The following is a 16,625-nucleotide window of genomic DNA, read 5'->3' on the forward strand; positions in this document are numbered from 1 at the left end:
GTGCACACTATTGAGTTCTCAAAGACCAGACACCACCCGTCACCCCCAACCAAGAGAGCTCCGAACAGCAACCTGTCATCAACCGCTGGGAGCAATACGCGCTCCAGCTGGACCACCCTCGGGGTGTCCACCTCGCGGTGAGATCGAGTCTCTTACTTTACACGCTCCTGCAAGACTTTCGCAAGTCTTGCTCTCGGGCATTTCGTGAGAGCCGATGTCCGATTCGAATCTCGGCCGCTTTCGCGCCGTTCTCCGTTTCGCTGACAAGGGAATACATTACGGGGGATCCCGACCCCGAGCAACTGGAGCGCACATCCCGGGCGTGTCTGACGCCGCACGTTGAATAGCCGCGGGAACAGACCGCGGAACAGCCGCACGGCGCGCGGAACGTCGCCCTGGAGCGGAAACACCACAGGCCCTGAACTCATCACTGTGTCGATGAGTTCAGGGCCTGTCTCTGGTGGCGGGTGAGGGATTCGAACCCCCGTAGGCAGTGCCAGCTGATTTACAGTCAGCCCCCTTTGGCCGCTCGGGTAACCCGCCGTCGATCACGTGAACGCGACCAGGAACCAACCCTAGCGGCTCGGCTGCTCGAACGGAAATCGGATGCGCAGCGCCCAGCGCTCGGTCATGCGGCGCCGTCGTGACAGTATCGGTGCATGACTGATCTCCCCGACGGGCTGGTGCTGCGCTCGTCACACGTCTCCGACATGCCCGCTTCGACGCTGTATCAGCTGGCCGCGCTGCGCCAAGCGGTCTTCGTCGTGGAGCAGAACTGCGTGTACCTCGATCTCGATGGGCGTGATCTCGAAGCGGGATCGATGCAGATCTGGGCGGAGGATTCCAGCGGAATGATCGCGGCGACGGTGCGCATACTCCAGGAGGAGGCTGGAGACCCGCGGGGGCGCAGCATCGGTCGTGTCGTCACCGCGCCGATGTGGCGCGGGCGCGGCGTCGCGGCAGTGCTTCTGGAAGCCGCCATCGAGCAGTGCGCCGGGCATCCGATCGCCCTGCACGCGCAATCCCATCTCGTCGACTGGTATGCGCGATTCGGTTTCACCCCCAGCGGCGCCGAGTATCTCGAGGACGGCATTCCGCACACGCCGATGCGACTCGGATAGCTCCTCAGGGGTCGATCGCGTCATCGAGCCCGGGCACCGTGATGGCGAGTCCGTGCCGATGCGCTCGTGCAGAGATCGCCTGCTCTCGCACGAGGGAGAGCAGTTCGACGGGGCCGGCCATCGTCACGGGCTCCGACCAGATGGCGACGCGATCCTGATGGCCCAGCCACTCGGCGGCGCGCACCCGATCGCCGTCGATGAGCCTCACCCGCATCGCTCGTGTGCCGTCGGCCGCGACCGGGCCCGACACCGCCAGCCGCTCGAGCCAGGCGTCGTCTTGCTCGAGTGACACCTCGATGTCGCTGCGCTCCAGGAACCCGGTGAATTCGGTCGGGAGCACTTCGCCGGTCGAAATCGTGACTGGCGTGCGAGTGAGGAGTGCGGCCGCGATCACGCGCGCCAACGACACGACCGCCCCGCCCTCGGCGAGGCGTACGTGCGTCGCCACGGGGCGGTGCCTGACAACGTTGCGCTCGACGCCGAGCCCGATGGCGTCGCGATCGACGCCGAACGACGTGCGCCAGGTGAACGCATCGGCGAGTGCAGCGCGCCTGAGCTCGTCGAACGCCTGGTACTGCAGCACCGGTTGCAGTGCTTCGATGAGCATGCGCACCTCCGGTTCGAGCCCGCGCAGATGGAGGGTCTCGCTCCGACTCCCCTCGCGGAGCCGCCAGGAACCGAGCGCGATGAGACGGTTGGGGCCTCCGGCGAGTCCGGAGAGTCCCATGCCCGCATCGTTCCACCCGCCACCGGGCTGACGTTCGACCCGGGTGCGCGTCGTCGCCCGGTTGACCGACACCGCAGCGGCCTCGATGCCGTCGAGCCAGGCGGCGATCTCGTCGCCATCGTTCGAGTGGATCGCCGCCACTGCGCCGGTGTTCGCCCCGTTCTGCAGCGTCAACGCTTCGCGGAGCGAATGCACGGTCGTGATGCCGATCACCGGAACCGTCCGCGCATCATCCCAGAACGTCGACCGAGCTGAGACCCCGGCGCGAACACCGGGACTCCAGACGCGCTCCTCCGAGTCGAGTGCCTCGGGTCGCACCACCCACTCCTCGCCTCGTGCCAGTTCAGTCAGGGCACGTCGCTCCGATGCATCGGGAGCGCGATGCAGGGGTCCGACGTTCAGGGCCAGCACGTCGGCATCATCTGCACGAGCGCTGTCGCCCGCGCGGAGCGCGCGCACCGCATCCGCGAGACCCTCTCGAAAACGCCGGGAACGGGCCACGCTTCCGAGCAGGATCACGCCCCGGGCCGCACGCAGGTCACCGCCGGAGCGGCCGAACGCCGAAGCGGCCACATCGGCGATCGCGCGGTCGAGATCTGCGGAGGGCGTGACGAGCACGAAGCCGCGGGCGCGAAAGCGCCCCTCGACGCGAAGATCGGGGCGACGGCGCGCGAGTTCGATCGCGTCGTCGCGCGATCCGATCACGATCGCGCGATCCACACTGCGATGCGCGGCGAGCTCGGCGACGGTGCGACCGACGACGGCCGCTTCGAGCCGCACGACTCCGGGGGTGAGCCCACCGACCTCGCACTCCTCCACCACGGCGGCGGCCGATGCGTGGAGACGTTGCGGAACGATCCAGAGCACCCCGCTCCCGGCGGCGAGCGCCGCGAAGACGGCTTCTGCCTGCACGGCGAGCGGTGTCGGCGCATCGGCTGCAACGAGGACCAGTGGCTCGGGAACGAACGTCGCGCCCCTCACCGCACCAAGGGCTTCGGCCAGCTGCCCGCTGTAGCGCGCCGCATCGACGAGGTCGTCCACCTCGGCATCGAGCTCGGCTATGGGAGCGCCCGTTTCAGTGGCGAGCAGCTGTATGAGCCGGTCGCGCGCAGCGACGAGCGCGAGCGCGGACCGGCGCAACCGTGAGGCTCGCGTGCGGAACGGCTGCGCCGACCACGCTTCGGCGCGCGACCTGGCCTCGTCGGCGACGTGCTCGGGATCCAGATCCGCTGGGGAGAGCGCGATGGTGTCGTTCGCCGCGTCATGATGTCCCGCTTCGGCACGGGCTTCCTTGAACAGTTCGCGGGCCCACTCGCGGTTCGCCGCAACTGTCGCATCGGTGCCCGGTTCGTTCGCGAAGCCCGACTCGGAGACCGCGGGGATCGCGCGCGGCGGTGCGACGGCTTCGAGGGTGAACTCCCCGGTCGATCCCCTCGTCAGCCCGAGCACCGCCGCAGTGAGACCGCCGGTCTCGAATCGCGCCGGCTCGTCGGGAGCCCGGTAGAAGAGCGCGCTGTCGCGCTCGGAGGGATCCCATTCCCGCGCACGGTTCTGAGTTCGATGCGAGCTCGGCGCCGGTTCACCGGCACGCGCGAGCGCCGCTCCGAACTCCGCGAATGCGTGGGTCAGCGCATTCGCCTGATCGTGCACGGCTCCGTCATCCGGTGCTTCGCTGCGGGCGATGAGCGTTTCGAGCCGCGATATCCCGGAATCAGGATCGGCGGCCTCGGCCGCGATCCCGACCAGAAGATCGACGGCACCGCCGAACTCCTTCGGCGAGACGACGGGAACTGAGACACGTACGTCGGTGATCGTCTCTCGAAGCACTGCCGCGAGGCCAGGAGCGATGCCGCTGCGGAGTTGCACCGCGCTCAATTCGAGCGAACCGATCTCCTCGGCCAGCGCGACCGCTGAGGAGAGCACGAACACGTCCTCGGTGGCGAGTACCGGCCGCAGCACCGCCGCGCGCGCCGGGTGCAGGGCGAGCTCCACGAGCCGGAGAAGCTGCGCGAGCACATCCGTACGGTCTTCGAGCACCGGCACCGGGAGCCCAGATTCGATCGAGGCGATCCGCTCGATGCCCGCTGCCCCGCCCACTCCGATGACGACCTCGGCCGGTGCGCCGCCTTCCGCGACCCGTCGCTGCGCCCACCGACTCAACCGGCCGTAGAACTCGCGCGACTCGGGCAGTTCCGCGAGCAGCTGGACGCTGATCCGCGCCCGGTCGAGCGCGGGATCGACGAGTGCCCGCACTGCGACCTCGGGAAGCATCCGCGCCCATCTCACGTCGCGGGCGGAGAGATGAATCGTGGTTCCGTGCTGAACCGAAGCGCGCAGCAGCGGCTCGAGTGCGGCCGCTGCGCGCTCGACGTCGTCGTCGAACGTCCAGTCCGTGCCGCCCGGGGCGATGCGCTGCAGGTCGACCACGAGATGGGTCACCGTCGGGTGAGCCGCCAGCGCGACGAGTCGCTCCACTTCCCGCACCGCACCGGCTGGGCCATGCACTCCGTTGCCGAGCGGCCGGGTGACCGGCTTCACCCCCAGGTCGGTATAGCGCCGATGCGCATCGGCGAGGGCGGAGCCGGCGGTCGACCCGAGCCAACCGGAAGCGGGGGCGCTGCTCGAGGAACCCGGCAGTCGGGTAGCGAGCACGAGTCCGGACACGCGATCCCGCAACCACCGCCTGGCGACCGGCATCACGGCCCAGGGGAGGCCGAGCGAAGTCGCCCCGCCCGCGCGCACCGCGAAGCGATCACGAGCCGGCAGCGAGTCGGGCACGTCCTGCGAAACGGCGTGCAGACCGAGCGCCGAGGCGAAGGCGTCCTCCGTTCCGGCCACGAGTTCGAGCAGCCGTCGAGTGAACTCGAAGCTCTCGGGGTCGCGGCGCAGCCCTTCGAGCAGGTGCGCGGAGCCGCGCGGCTCCACCGCATCGTCGGGCGCGCGATCACCGAGTGCCCGGATCCACCCGCGCACGAGCCCCTCGGCGCGCTCGGACACGGCGCCCCACACCGACGCCGGGGCGATGGGTTCAGCTGCCATGACCCCACTGTAAGAGGGTCTCGAGCGTTTGGGGTGAGCGCGCGCCGTACAACGGCGGCCTCTAGGCGAGCAGAGCCCGATCGTCGAGCTGCGCGCCCTTGATCTTCGCGAACTCCTCGAGGAGGCGCGGCACCGTGAGCTGTCGCTTCTCCTCGGCGGACGCTTCGAACACGATGTCGCCCTCGTGCATCATGATGAGACGGTTGCCGAGGCGCAGCGCCTGCTCCATGTTGTGCGTGACCATCAGCGTGGTGAGCGACCCCTGCGCCACGATGCGGTCGGTGAGCTCGGTGACGAGCGCGGCGCGCTGCGGGTCGAGTGCAGCCGTGTGCTCGTCGAGCAGCAGGATGCGAGGGCGGGTGAATCCGGCCATGAGCAGCGACAGCGCCTGACGCTGACCTCCGGAGAGCAGGCCGACCTTGGCCGTGAGCCGGTGCTCGAGGCCGAGCTCGAGGGAGGTGAGCTCTTCGCGGAAACGATCTCGCAGGGTGCGGCTGAGCGCGAGCCCGAGTCCGCGGCTCCTCCCCCGGCGCTCGGCGAGCGCGAGGTTCTGCTCGATGGTGAGGTCGGGAGCCGTGCCCGCCATCGGATCCTGGAATACTCGACCGATGTACTTCGCACGCTGGTACTCCCGCAGCTTGTTGACGCGCTGGCCGTCGATCTCGATGCTGCCGGAATCGACGGTGTACCGACCGGAGATGGCGTTGAGCAGCGTCGATTTGCCCGCGCCGTTGGAGCCGATGACGGTGACGAAGTCTCCCTCTTCGAGGCGCAGGCTGAGGCCCCCGAGGGCGCATCGTTCGTTGACGGTGCCGGGGAAGAAGGTCTTCTCGATGCGATCGATGGTGAGCATGCGGCTACCTTCCGGCGAGGGTGTCGGGTTCCGGCGATGATGCGGAGGTCGGCGAGGCGGCGGCCGCACCAGCGCGAGCGCCCGACCCGTCGGCGCCCGCGGCTCCTGCGGCGGGCGTGTCTGCCGAGGCCGGTGCCGTCACGTCTTCGAGCACCACGCGGCCGTCTTTCCGGCGAAGCATCGGAATCCTCCGCAGGAACCCCCACCTCGGGAGCAGCAGCGCCGCGATGACGAGCACCGCAGTGATGAGCTTCATGTCGTTCGGATCGAGCCCGGCGCGCAGCGCGAAGAAGATGATGAGTCGGTAGATCACCGCGCCGAGCACCACGGCGAGACTCGCGAGCCAGATGAAGCGCTGACCGAAGATGGCCTGGCCGAGAATCACGGACGCCAGGCCGACGAGGATCAGCCCGACACCCATGCTGATGTCGGCGAATCCCTGGTACTGAGCCACGAGCGCTCCGCACAGACCGACGAATCCGTTCGAGATCGCGAGGGTGAGGATGGTCGTGCGGTCGGTGTTCACGCCGAAGCTGCGGATCATCGGACCGTTGTCGCCCGTCGCCTGAATGGCGAGGCCCAGGTTCGTGGAGAGGAACCAGTCGACGATGAACTTGAGCGCCAGCACGGCGACGAGAATGATTGCGACGCCGCCCCAGGTGCCGAGAAGGTCGCCGTCGCGCAGCGGCGTGAAGACCGTATCGGCTCGCAGCAGGGGGAGGTTGGCCGCGACTGCGGTGCCCTCTTTCGCCGTGCCCATGATCCGCAGATTGATCGACCACAGGGCGATCATCGTCAGGATCCCGGAGAGGAGCCCGTCGATGCGGCCCTTCGTGTGGAGCAGGCCGGTGATGATGCCTGCCACGATCCCCGCCCCGCCGCCCGCGAGGGTGGCGAGGACGGGGTTGTGCCCATTCGTGATCAACGCGGCTGCGACCGCCGCACCGGTGGTAAAGCTGCCGTCGACCGTGAGATCCGGGAAGTTGAGCACTCGGAACGTCAGGTAGACGCCCAGAGCCATCACTCCGTAGATGAGGCCGAGTTCAAGCGCGCCGATCATGCGATGGTCATCCTGTTCGTGTCATGTAGTCGCGAAACCGCGTGGGCAAGGGGCCCGTTTACTCGACGGTTTCCGCCTGATCGAGAATATCCTTCGGAATCTCGACCCCCATGCGCTCTGCGGCGCCGGGGTTGACCACGTAGGTGAAGCTCTTCGAGGTCTCGACGGGCAGCTCGGCCGGGTCGGCGCCGTCTTCCAGGATCTTGATGGCCATCTCGCCGGTCTGGTGACCCAGGTCGACGTAGTCGATTCCGAGCGTCGCGACGGCACCGCCCTCGACGGTTCCGGCCTCGGCGCCGATGACCGGAATCTGCTTCTCCTCCGCGACCTGCACGAGCGACGCGATGCCCGAGACGACGAGGTTGTCGGTCGGCACGTAGATCGCGTCGACGTCGCCGAGCGCCTCGGTCGCCTGCGCGATGTCGTTCGCGGTGGTGACGGTCTTCGTGACGATCTCGAGGTCGAGCTCGCCGGCAGCCTCCTCGGCGGCCTCGACCTGCACTTCGGAGTTCACCTCGCCCGACGCGTAGACGATGCCGACCTTCTTCGCGTCGGGCACGATCTCCTGCAGCATCTTCAGCTGCTCGTCGAGCGGCGCGAGGTCGCTCGTTCCCGTGACGTTGCCTCCGGGAGTCTCGTTCGAATCGACGAGCTCCGCCGAGACGGCGTCGGTCACCGCTGTGAAGAGGATCGGCTTGTCCGTGATCGCCTGCGCCGCGGCCTGCGCGGCCGGCGTAGCCACGGCCAGCACCAGATCGTTGTCCGACGTCGCGAAGCCCTGCGCGATGGTGACGGCGGTCGCCTGCTCCGCGTTCGCGTTCTGCTCATCGAAGTTGACCGTCTCGCCCTCGACGTAGCCCGCATCGATGAAGGCCTGCTTGAAGCCCTCGGTCGCCGAGTCGAGCGCGGGGTGCTGCACGAACTGGCTGATCCCGATGTTGTAGGTCTCGGTCGAGCCGCCCTCCCCCGACGAGTCGGATGAGGAGCAGGCGCTGAGCGTGAGTGCGGCCGCTGCGGTGACGCCGGCGATGGCGAAGGCGCGGCGGCGGAACGAGGTCTGTCGCATGGGTATCGGATCCTTTGCAGGGGAGTCGCCGGGTCAGTGCTACGGCGAACTGAGCGGGTCGGCGGGAGGCCCCGCCGCTTCAAGCATCGTAGACCGCCATCCCCCCGCGGGAGCAACTCGGAGCCGGCTTCGTGACCGAGGCGTTGTAATTCCTGACCGATCGGTCGGTCAGTCCACTTGTCCGAACTCACCCGTGGCGACGATGATCGCCCGCGCCAGCACAGCGTCCCGCATCGTGAACGCGAGTACCGCCGGCGTCGCGTCCGGATCGACATCGACGTGTTCGACGTCGAGCGCGTGCACGACGAACCAGTAGTGGTGCACTCCCGTGCCGCTCGGCGGCGCAGCGCCGGTGAACGCCGGCTCGCGCCGCTCGTTCGGCAGGGTGAGCGCCCCGTCGGGCAGCAGCTCGCTTCCCGGCGTGCCCGCGAGCGCACCGGCACCCGCGGGGAGCTCGCGCGTACCGGCGGGGAGGTTTGCGACGGCCCAGTGCCAGAACCCCGATCCCGTGGGAGCGTCGGGGTCGAAGCAGGTGACCGCGAAGCTCTTCGTGCCCTCCGGGAAGCCCTCCCAGCTCAGCTGCGGCGAGCGGTTCGACCCGCCGGCCGCCGCGGAGAACTGCTCCGCGGGGAGCGGCTCGCCATCCTGGATATCGCTGCTGCGCAGTGCGAACGCCGGCACCTGTCGCATGCGCGCGTACGGATCGATGTCGCCGCGACTCGGATTCCTGTTCGTCATGGCACCCCCTCGTGTTCTGACCTCCAGACTACGGTCGGCGGGCCGCCGCTCCAACAGTCGTCGCGAAGCCGCCTTCCTCCTCGGATACCCGCGAACCCGCTCGATATACTGGTTCTCGGCATCGGCGCACTCTGCTCCCGACGAACAGCGCCCGACGAATCGGAGTGATCATGGCAACGACCACAGGGTCAGATCGAGCACGCGCGACGCTCGCCTACCTGCGTCGCAAGATCACGACCGGGGAATGGCCCGTCGGCGGCCGCATTCCCATCGAACCGGAGCTCGCCGAGCAGACCGGGGTGGGTCGTTCCACGGTTCGCGAGGCCGTGCGCTCGCTCGCCAGCATCGGCATGCTCGAGACGCTGCCGGGTCGCGGCACCTTCGTGCGGTCCGCCGCTCCGACGAGCACGCTGCTCAACGAGTTCCTCACAGATTTCACCCTCGAGGAGATCCTCAGCTACCGCCGCGCTCTCGAGATCGAAGCGGCGCAGCAGGCCGCCCTGCACCGCACCGATGAAGACATCGCGGCGCTCGAGCAGGCCGCGATCGAAGAGGTCGGCTGCACGCGCTGCCCCGTGCTCGGATTCGCGGGCGACGCCGATACGGCCTTCGACAGCCGGTTTCATCGGCTCGTGTTCGACGCGGCGAAGAACCGCTTGCTCGCGGCGTTGTACGCCGGGATCAACGATCGTCTGCGCACGCCCGAGCACCGCGGTCGTCTCGCGAACGTGGCGACCGGCGCGGAGATGGAGCGCGACCACGCGCGCGTGCTCGATGCGATTCGCCGTCGCGACTTCATCGATGCCGTGCATGCGATGGTGAACCACGTCGACCACGACGTGGTGATCGTCAACGACCAGCACGAGGTGATCCCGCCGCTGGTTCGCACGCCCGAACAGCAGCAGCGCATCGATGAGGCCCAGATGGCCCAGGATCACGTGCTCGCGCAGGCGGAAGCCCGGGCGCGGGCCTGACTCGTCCCGTGTCCACCGGCTTCGACCGCAGCGGGGCGCCGCGCGCCGTCGTGCGAACGGCCGCGGGCGCGGTTCGCGGCTCGTGGGAGCCGCTCGATCCCGATGCTGCGGAGAGTCGCCGTGCCGCCGTGTTCCGCGGCATTCCCTACGCTGCGGCGCCGATCGGCGCCCTGAGGTTCGCTGCTCCGAAGCGCGTCGAGACGTGGGAGGGCGTTCGCGAGGCGACGGCCTTCGGCCCCACGCCTCAGCGCGGCGATACGGGCATCACCCTGATCCCCGAGCATTCGGTGCCCGGGGACGACACCCTGAACGTGAACGTGTGGACGCCCGATCCCGGTACGTCGGCTCGGCTGCCCGTCGTCGTCTGGATCCACGGCGGCGGGTTCATCTCGGGCTCGCCGGCGAGCCCCTGGTACGACGGACGCGCGTTCGCCCGGGACGGCCTCGTGCTCGTCACCATCTCGTATCGCCTCGGCTTCACCGGCTTCGGTTGGATCGACGGCGCCCCTGCGAATCGAGGAGTGCTCGATTGGGTGAGCGCCCTGGAGTGGGTGCAGCAGAACATCTCCGCGTTCGGGGGCGATCCGGATCGCGTCACGGTCGCCGGCCAATCCGCCGGGGGCGGCGCGGTGCTCACGCTGCTCGGCGTTCCGGCCGCGCGCGGGCTGTTCAGAGCCGGCTACGCGATGTCCGCAGCGGTCGCCGCGCCCTCGATCGAGCCCGCCGCAGCGCGAACCCGGCATCTCGCCCGGATCGCCGGAGTGTCACCCGAAATCACCGGCATTTCCGCGCTGTCGGAGGCGCGGATCCTCGAGCTGCAGCGCAGGATCACCGCGCCCGCCGCTCCGCGTCTGCTCCGTGACGTGCACGGGATGCTGCGCGACGGGCTGATGATCGGCCCGTTGACTGATGGGGATGTGGTTCCGTCCGAGACGCTGCAGGGCGCGTCCCGCGGCGTCAACGCGCACGTGCCGCTGGTGATGAGCACTGCAGACGACGAGCTCATGGGCATGTTCACGCCTCGGCCGATCCTCGACCGTGCTCCGCGTCGCGCCGTGCTGCGCGCTCTCGGAGCCTCCGCTCCCGAGGTCGATCACTGGTTGGCGACCCCGGAGATTCGCGGCACGGCGAGCAGCGTCGCGCTCGTCGGGCGGTACGCGACGGACGCCGTGTTCCGCTCGTGGGTGCCGCGCATCACTCGTGCGCGCGCCGCGTCCGAACGAGCGGGAGACACCTGGACGTCCCGGTTCTCCTGGCACGCCCCCGAGTCGCAGGCCGGGGCTCCGCACTTCGCGGGCCACTGCAGCGACGTCCCGTTCGTCTTCGACCGCCTCGACGCTCCGGGCGTCGAGCGGGTATCGGGTGGGGCGCCGCCGCAGGAGCTCGCGGATGCCGTGCACGGAGCGCTCGTGAGGTTCGCGCGCGACGGCGCTCCCGGATGGCCTCGCGACGAAGCGGGAACGGGCCCCACGCGCGTCTTCGATCTCCCCGTGCGCGATGAGCACGACGCGTACGCCTCGGCGGCGGCTCTGCTCAAGGAGGAGGGTGCTGACGCGAGCACCGACGCCTAGTCCGTCGCCTCCGCGCCCTCGGCCAGTGCGGTATCGGCATGGACTCGGAGCGCCTCCCGCACGAACTCGGCGCCCGCCTGCCCGCCGTAGTTCGCGGCGAATCGCTGGTCGGCGACGTACAGCTCGCCGAGGCCGCGGACGTAGCCCGCAATGTCTCCATCCGGGTCCGCCGCGGGTGTGCCGGGAACATCGCGCAACCAGTCGACGTGACGCGCTGCGAGCCCCTGCGCTTCAGCGCCCGCCGGATCGCAGCCGCGCTCGGCGGCGGCTGCCCACGCCGCCCCCAGCTCCGCAGTGCGCTTCTGCCATGCCGTGCGCGAGCCGGCGTCGAGCCCGTTCCACCATCGGTCGCTCTCCGCGTACGCGCGTGCGCCCCAGCGCTTCTCCACCTCCTCGCGGTGCCTCGCATGATCGAATCCGTCGAAAATGTTCTCCGACATCAGTGCTCCTCTCGTCGTAGATGTCTCGGTCGTGTCCTGCAGAGCCGCGATCGTGCGCTCCACGGCGGCGATCTGCCGAGCAAGGCGTTCGCGCTCCCCGTGCAGGATCGCGAGGTGCGTCTGCAGGATCTCGGCTTCGTCGCTCGGCGCATCGCGATCCGGATCGGCTTCGGCACCGCCGTGCGCGTCCTGCGCCGCCAGCACCCGAGCGATCGCGTCGAGCCCCAGGCCGAGCTCCCGCAGCAGGAGAATGCGCTGCAACCGCAGCAGTGCGCGGTCGTCATAGTAGCGGTATCCGTTCGCGCCGACGAGCGTCGGCGGCAGCAGGCCCACGCGGTCGTAGTGCCGCAGCGTGCGGGACGTCGTGCCCGCGGCGCGCGCCACCGCCTGCACGCTGTGCAGCACTGGTTCGGTCGTGTTCATCGTGGTGCCCTCCGTGTTCACGTGCCACGGTAAGGGTTGACGCTGCGTCAACGTCAAGCGATCGCAGCGGGCCTCTGCGAGCGCATTCGGCGCGTAGCATTGTCGGGTGAGCGAGCCCAAGATTCTGCTGTACTACGTCTTCGCGCCCGTGGCCGACCCCGAGGCGGTTCGCCTGTGGCAGCGGGAGCTCTGCGAGTCACTGGGTCTGCGCGGACGCATCATCGTCTCGCCGCACGGCATCAACGGCACGGTCGGCGGCGAGCTCGACGCGTGCAAGCAGTACCTGCGGCGCACGCGCGAGTACCCGCCGTTCGCGGCGCTCGAACCCAAGTGGAGCGAGGGCACTGCGCTCGTCGACGCGCCCGAGGAGCGGCTGCACGGCGTCGAGCGAGGGGCGCGGTGGCAGCGCATCACCGATTTCCCGCGCCTCAGCGTGAAGGTGCGCGATGAGCTGGTCGCGTTCGGCATTCCGAACGAGACTCGAGTCGACAGCGACGGGGTGGTGGGCGGAGGCGTTCACCTCTCACCCCAGGAGGTGAACGACCTCGTGGCCGAGCGCGGCGACGAGGTGGTCTTCTTCGACGGGCGCAATGCGTGGGAGGCCGAGATCGGTCGCTTCAGGGGTGCTGTTGTGCCCGACACCCGCACGACGCACGACTTCATCGCGCAGATCGACGCGGGCGACTTCGACGAGCTCAAGGGCCGGCCGGTGGTCACCTACTGCACCGGCGGCATTCGCTGCGAGATCCTCTCGGCGGCCATGCGGGATCGCGGGTTCGGCGAGGTGTACCAGGTCGACGGCGGCATCGTGAAGTACGGTGAGGCGTTCGGCAATGACGGGCTCTGGGAGGGGTCGCTCGCCGTGTTCGACGGCCGCGAGGCGCTCGACTTCGCGCCGGGCGCCGCCGTCATCGGCTCGTGCCGCGTGTGCGGCGCCCCCTCGAATCGCGTGACGAACTGCGTCGACCCCTCGTGCAAGCACCGCTTCGTGGTGTGCGACGAGCACGCGGGCGCCCCGTGCGCGGAGCACGCCGCGGCGGCCTGAGCTCGCCCTCCCGCCGCGCCGTCGCCTCCCCGCCCAAACCTGCGAGCGGGGTCACTTTCGGTGCGTGTCGGGTGCGCGACACGCACCAGAAGTGACCCCGCTCCGGAGAAGGGAGGGGAAGGGGCACGGCGGAGCAGGACAGAGCGGGGCGGCGGCGTCAGGCGGACGGAAGGCGGGGGATCGCCGAGATCAGGCGCTGCGTATACGCCTCCCGCGGCGCCGCGAGCAGGCCGCCCGTCGAACCCGTCTCGACCACGCGCCCGCCCTCGAGCACCACGGTGCGGTCGCACGTCGCAGCCACCGCGCCGAGATCGTGCGAGACCATGATGAACGACAGGTCGTGGTCGGCGCGCAGCTGGTTGATCAGTTCGATCACCTGGGTGCGTGTACTGACATCGAGCGCGCTCACCGGCTCGTCCGCGACGAGCACCCGCGGGCGCACGACCGTCGCGCGGGCGATGGCGATCCGCTGGCGCTGACCGCCGGAGAACTCGTGCGGGTATCGGCGGGAGACATCGGCCGGCAGTCCGACCGACTCCAGCGCCGCTCGCACGCGCTCGAGCGCCTCCGCGCCCCGGGCGAGGCCCAGCGATTCGAGCGGCTCGGCCACGATGCGGTCGATGCGCTGCCGCGGGTCGAGCGAGGAGTACGGGTCTTGGAATACGGCCTGCACACTGCTCCGGAACCGTCGCATGAGCGCACGATCGCGCAGCACCAGCGGGGCGCCGTCGAAGCGGATCTCACCGCGCCCCGGTGCCGCGAGGCCGAGCAGCAGCGAGAGCAGCGTCGACTTCCCGGCCCCCGACTCCCCGACGATGCCGACCGAACCGCCGGCCTCCACCGCGAGGTCGATGCCGGTGAGGATCCGTCGCTTGCCGTAGGAGAAGTCGACGCCCCTGGCCTCGAGTACCGTCATCGCGCGCCCTCCGGTCCGCTTGCCCCGTCGAGTGCCGCGTCGAGCACCCGCGCGTGCGCGACGAGCTGAGCCGTGTACGGGTGCTGCGGCGCTCGGAGCATCTCCCGCACCGCACCCTCCTCCACGACGGCGCCGTGCTGCAGTACGAGCACCCGGTCGGTCATGCGCGCCACGACGGCGAGGTCGTGGCTCACGAAGAGCAGGCCCATGTCGCGCTCGGCGACGAGCCGGTCGAGCAGATCGAGCACCTCGGATTGCACGGTGACGTCGAGCGCGGTCGTCGGCTCGTCGGCGATGAGGAGCCGCGGGCGAGCCGCAAGCGCGATCGCGATCGCGACCCGCTGGCGCTGGCCACCGGAGAGCTCGTGCGGGTAGGCGCGGGCGAAGCGCTGCTCGTCGAGTCGCACCTCGGCGAGCGCATCCGAGACGGCGCGATCGAGCACGCTTCCGCGGAGCCCGAGGTGACGGCGGATCGGCTCCGCGATCTGCCGGCCCACGCGCATGAGCGGATCGAGGGCGGTGAGCGGCTCCTGGAAGACGACTCCGGCCACCGGGCCGCGGAGCGGGCGCAGCACCTGCTCATCGGCACCCACCGTCTCGACGCCGGCGAGTCGCACCGATCCCGATGCGCGAAGGCTCTCGGGAAGGAGGCCGGTGACGGCCAGGGAGGTCAGCGATTTGCCCGATCCGGACTCGCCGATCAGGCCGACGCGCTCACCCGCCGCGACTTCGAGATCGGTGGCGTTCACGAGCACGGTCTCCCCCGAACGCACGGAGAGTGCGTTCATGCTCAGCAGCGGTTCGGTCATGAGCGCCTCCCCCGTCGAGTCGGGTCGACCGCATCGCGCAGACCGTCGGCGACGAAGTTCACCCCGAGCACCAGCACGACCAGCGCGATGCCGGGAGCGATGGCGCCGATGGGCGCCGTGAGCACCGTGCCCTGTGCTTCTTGGAGCAGACGCCCCCACGAGGCGTTGGGCGGCGGCGCCCCGAGACCGAGATACGAGAGGCTCGCCTCCGCGAGCACCGCGGCACCGAACTGGAGCGCGAGGGTCACCGCGAGCGTCGGCGCCATGTTCGGCAGCAGGTGGCGTCGAATGATGCCGAGCGTGCGCGTGCCGCTCGTGCGCGCCGCGATCACGTACTGCGATCCGACCGCGCGCTTGGCGAGGATCCGCGAGACGCGCGCGACGATCGCCGACATGGCGAGACCGATCGCGAGGATCGCGGAGCCGAGGGACGGCGGCTGCAGTGCCACGATCAGCATCGCGGTGAGCAGGACGGGGAACGCGATCGCGACATCGATGAACGCCGAGATCGCATCGTCGAACCAGGGAGCCGCGAGCGCTGCGATCAAACCGATGGCGATGCCGAGCACGGCGGCGATCGCGACGGACCCCGCACCCACCATCAGCGCGATGCGCGCGCCGACCATCAGCTGGCTCAGCAGGTCTCGGCCGAGCTTGTCGGTTCCGAGCAGGTGCTCGGCACTCGGAGCCGAGAGCCGGCCGCCGGTCGTGTCGTCGAGCGAGTAGGGCAGCCAGACCAGTGACACCAGCGCCATGAGCACCACGATGCCGACGAGCACGAGGCCCGCGACGAGCGTCGCACTGCGCCGCGCGCTCATGCCGCCACCCCCACGGTGCGGCGGAGACGCGGGTCGACGATGCGCTGCGCCACATCAGCGGCGAACCCGACGAGCAGCACCAGCAGAGTGGTCACCACGAGCACACCCTGAATGGCGGTGAAATCGTGCCGCGCGATGCCGTCGACCAGGTAGCTGCCGAGACCGGGAAGCGCGAACACGCTCTCCACGACCACGGCGCCGAGCAGCGTCGAGGCCAGTTCGATCCCGAGCACCGAGATGACCGGCACCGAGCCGTTGCGCAGACCGTGCCGCCAGAGCGCCTCCGCGAAGCCCGATCCGTGGGCGCGCGCCGTGCGCAGATAGTCGCTGCCGAGCACGTCGAGCGTCGCCGAACGCACATAGCGGGTCAGGGACGCTCCCATCACGCAGGCGATGGCGATGGCGGGGAGCGCGAGCGACGAGATCGCGCCCGCTGGATCACCCCAGTCGTCGATCGGGAATCCGCCGGTCGGGAACCACCCCAGCAGCAGGCCGAAGACCCAGACGAGGATGATGCCGACCCAGAACACGGGCACCGCGATGCCGAGCTGCGCCACACCCGAGAGCACGACGCCGTACCAGCGATCCGCCCGCACCGCCGCAGTGACGCCGCCGAGGAGCGAACCCACGACGGCCAGGAGGAAGGCGAACACCGTGAGCGGAAGGGTGACGATCAACCGAGCGGAGATCTCATCGCCCACAGAAGCACCCGTGATGAGCGACTCGCCGAGATCGAATCGGAGCATCTGCGCCACCCAGTCGCCGAACTGGACCAGGATCGGCTGATCGGACCCCACCTGGGCGCGTGCCGCTGCGATCTGCTCCGGCGTCGCGTTCACCGAGAGCAGCGCGTTCGCGGGGTCGCCCGGAAGCAGGCGGAGCAGCACGAAGATGAGCACCATTGCGATGGCGAACGACCCGATGAGCAGCAGGCCGCGCCGGATCACGTACCCGAGCATCGCCCCTCCCCTGCGGTGTGCGCACGCGCATTCGCACTGCGCGGCGTCGAACATTCATGCGTGTCG

General features: G+C 69.7%; 14 protein-coding genes and 1 tRNA gene. 4 read left to right on the forward strand and 11 right to left on the reverse strand.

What is annotated here, in order from left to right:
- Positions 1-458: 458 nt before the first annotated feature.
- Positions 459-543 (reverse strand) — tRNA-Tyr (locus PQI23_RS02260).
- A 116-nt stretch (positions 544-659) separates the two neighbouring features.
- Here PQI23_RS02260 and PQI23_RS02265 point away from each other — a divergent pair.
- A complete protein-coding gene (locus PQI23_RS02265) occupies positions 660-1,121 on the forward strand; it encodes a GNAT family N-acetyltransferase (protein WP_339971150.1) in 462 nt (153 codons plus the stop codon).
- Between the two features lie 4 nt (positions 1,122-1,125).
- Here the strand turns inward: PQI23_RS02265 and PQI23_RS02270 are convergent, their stop codons facing one another.
- The 5 genes from PQI23_RS02270 to PQI23_RS02290 all read right to left on the reverse strand — a co-directional run bounded on the left by PQI23_RS02270 (position 1,126) and on the right by PQI23_RS02290 (position 8,604).
- On the reverse strand, positions 1,126-4,887 hold the full coding sequence (locus tag PQI23_RS02270; protein ID WP_339971152.1) for an aldehyde dehydrogenase family protein: 3,762 nt from the start codon (positions 4,885-4,887) through the stop codon (positions 1,126-1,128).
- 61 nt (positions 4,888-4,948) lie between these two features.
- Positions 4,949-5,740, reverse strand: a complete 792-nt coding sequence (locus PQI23_RS02275; RefSeq protein WP_339971155.1) for an ABC transporter ATP-binding protein — start codon at positions 5,738-5,740, stop codon at positions 4,949-4,951.
- Between the two features lie 4 nt (positions 5,741-5,744).
- A complete protein-coding gene (locus PQI23_RS02280; protein WP_339971157.1) occupies positions 5,745-6,800 on the reverse strand; it encodes an ABC transporter permease in 1,056 nt (351 codons plus the stop codon).
- A 58-nt stretch (positions 6,801-6,858) separates the two neighbouring features.
- Positions 6,859-7,866 (reverse strand): ABC transporter substrate-binding protein, encoded by a 1,008-nt coding sequence (locus tag PQI23_RS02285; RefSeq protein ID WP_339971159.1) that lies wholly within the window; start codon positions 7,864-7,866, stop codon positions 6,859-6,861.
- Between the two features lie 168 nt (positions 7,867-8,034).
- Entirely contained in the window at positions 8,035-8,604 is a 570-nt protein-coding gene (locus PQI23_RS02290; RefSeq protein ID WP_339971161.1) for a YbhB/YbcL family Raf kinase inhibitor-like protein, read from the reverse strand.
- 170 nt (positions 8,605-8,774) lie between these two features.
- Here PQI23_RS02290 and PQI23_RS02295 point away from each other — a divergent pair, with 170 nt between their 5' ends.
- Together PQI23_RS02295 and PQI23_RS02300 are read left to right on the forward strand one after the other, a co-directional pair.
- A complete protein-coding gene (locus PQI23_RS02295; RefSeq protein WP_339971163.1) occupies positions 8,775-9,578 on the forward strand; it encodes a FadR/GntR family transcriptional regulator in 804 nt (267 codons plus the stop codon).
- Between the two features lie 8 nt (positions 9,579-9,586).
- Positions 9,587-11,149: a carboxylesterase/lipase family protein gene (locus tag PQI23_RS02300; RefSeq protein ID WP_339971165.1), complete on the forward strand. Its 1,563-nt coding sequence runs from the start codon at positions 9,587-9,589 to the stop codon at positions 11,147-11,149.
- Here PQI23_RS02300 and PQI23_RS02305 read toward each other — a convergent pair.
- Positions 11,146-12,012, reverse strand: a complete 867-nt coding sequence (locus PQI23_RS02305) for a MerR family transcriptional regulator (protein ID WP_339971167.1) — start codon at positions 12,010-12,012, stop codon at positions 11,146-11,148. The genes PQI23_RS02300 and PQI23_RS02305 overlap by 4 nt on opposite strands.
- A 106-nt stretch (positions 12,013-12,118) precedes the next feature.
- On the opposite strand from PQI23_RS02305, the gene PQI23_RS02310 reads away from it, so the two are divergent.
- Positions 12,119-13,057: a tRNA uridine(34) hydroxylase gene (locus tag PQI23_RS02310; RefSeq protein WP_339971169.1), complete on the forward strand. Its 939-nt coding sequence runs from the start codon at positions 12,119-12,121 to the stop codon at positions 13,055-13,057.
- A 157-nt stretch (positions 13,058-13,214) separates the two neighbouring features.
- Here PQI23_RS02310 and PQI23_RS02315 read toward each other — a convergent pair whose 3' ends face one another.
- Genes PQI23_RS02315 through PQI23_RS02330 form a run of 4 tightly spaced genes read right to left on the reverse strand, consistent with a single transcriptional unit; the run spans position 13,215 to position 16,559 of the window.
- Positions 13,215-13,973, reverse strand: a complete 759-nt coding sequence (locus PQI23_RS02315; protein ID WP_339971171.1) for an ABC transporter ATP-binding protein — start codon at positions 13,971-13,973, stop codon at positions 13,215-13,217.
- The gene (locus PQI23_RS02320) at positions 13,970-14,782 is read right to left on the reverse strand and encodes an ABC transporter ATP-binding protein (protein WP_339971173.1); all 813 of its coding nucleotides are present in this window, start codon (positions 14,780-14,782) and stop codon (positions 13,970-13,972) included. The genes PQI23_RS02315 and PQI23_RS02320 overlap by 4 nt, the downstream gene beginning before the upstream one ends.
- Positions 14,779-15,600, reverse strand: a complete 822-nt coding sequence (locus tag PQI23_RS02325; RefSeq protein WP_339971175.1) for an ABC transporter permease — start codon at positions 15,598-15,600, stop codon at positions 14,779-14,781. The genes PQI23_RS02320 and PQI23_RS02325 overlap by 4 nt, the downstream gene beginning before the upstream one ends.
- The gene (locus tag PQI23_RS02330; RefSeq protein WP_339971177.1) at positions 15,597-16,559 is read right to left on the reverse strand and encodes an ABC transporter permease; all 963 of its coding nucleotides are present in this window, start codon (positions 16,557-16,559) and stop codon (positions 15,597-15,599) included. The genes PQI23_RS02325 and PQI23_RS02330 overlap by 4 nt, the downstream gene beginning before the upstream one ends.
- Between the last annotated feature and the right edge of the window lie 66 nt (positions 16,560-16,625).

Origin of the sequence: Leucobacter sp. USCH14 (genome assembly GCF_037619215.1) — a bacterium.
In the GTDB taxonomy this organism is placed as follows: domain Bacteria; phylum Actinomycetota; class Actinomycetes; order Actinomycetales; family Microbacteriaceae; genus Leucobacter.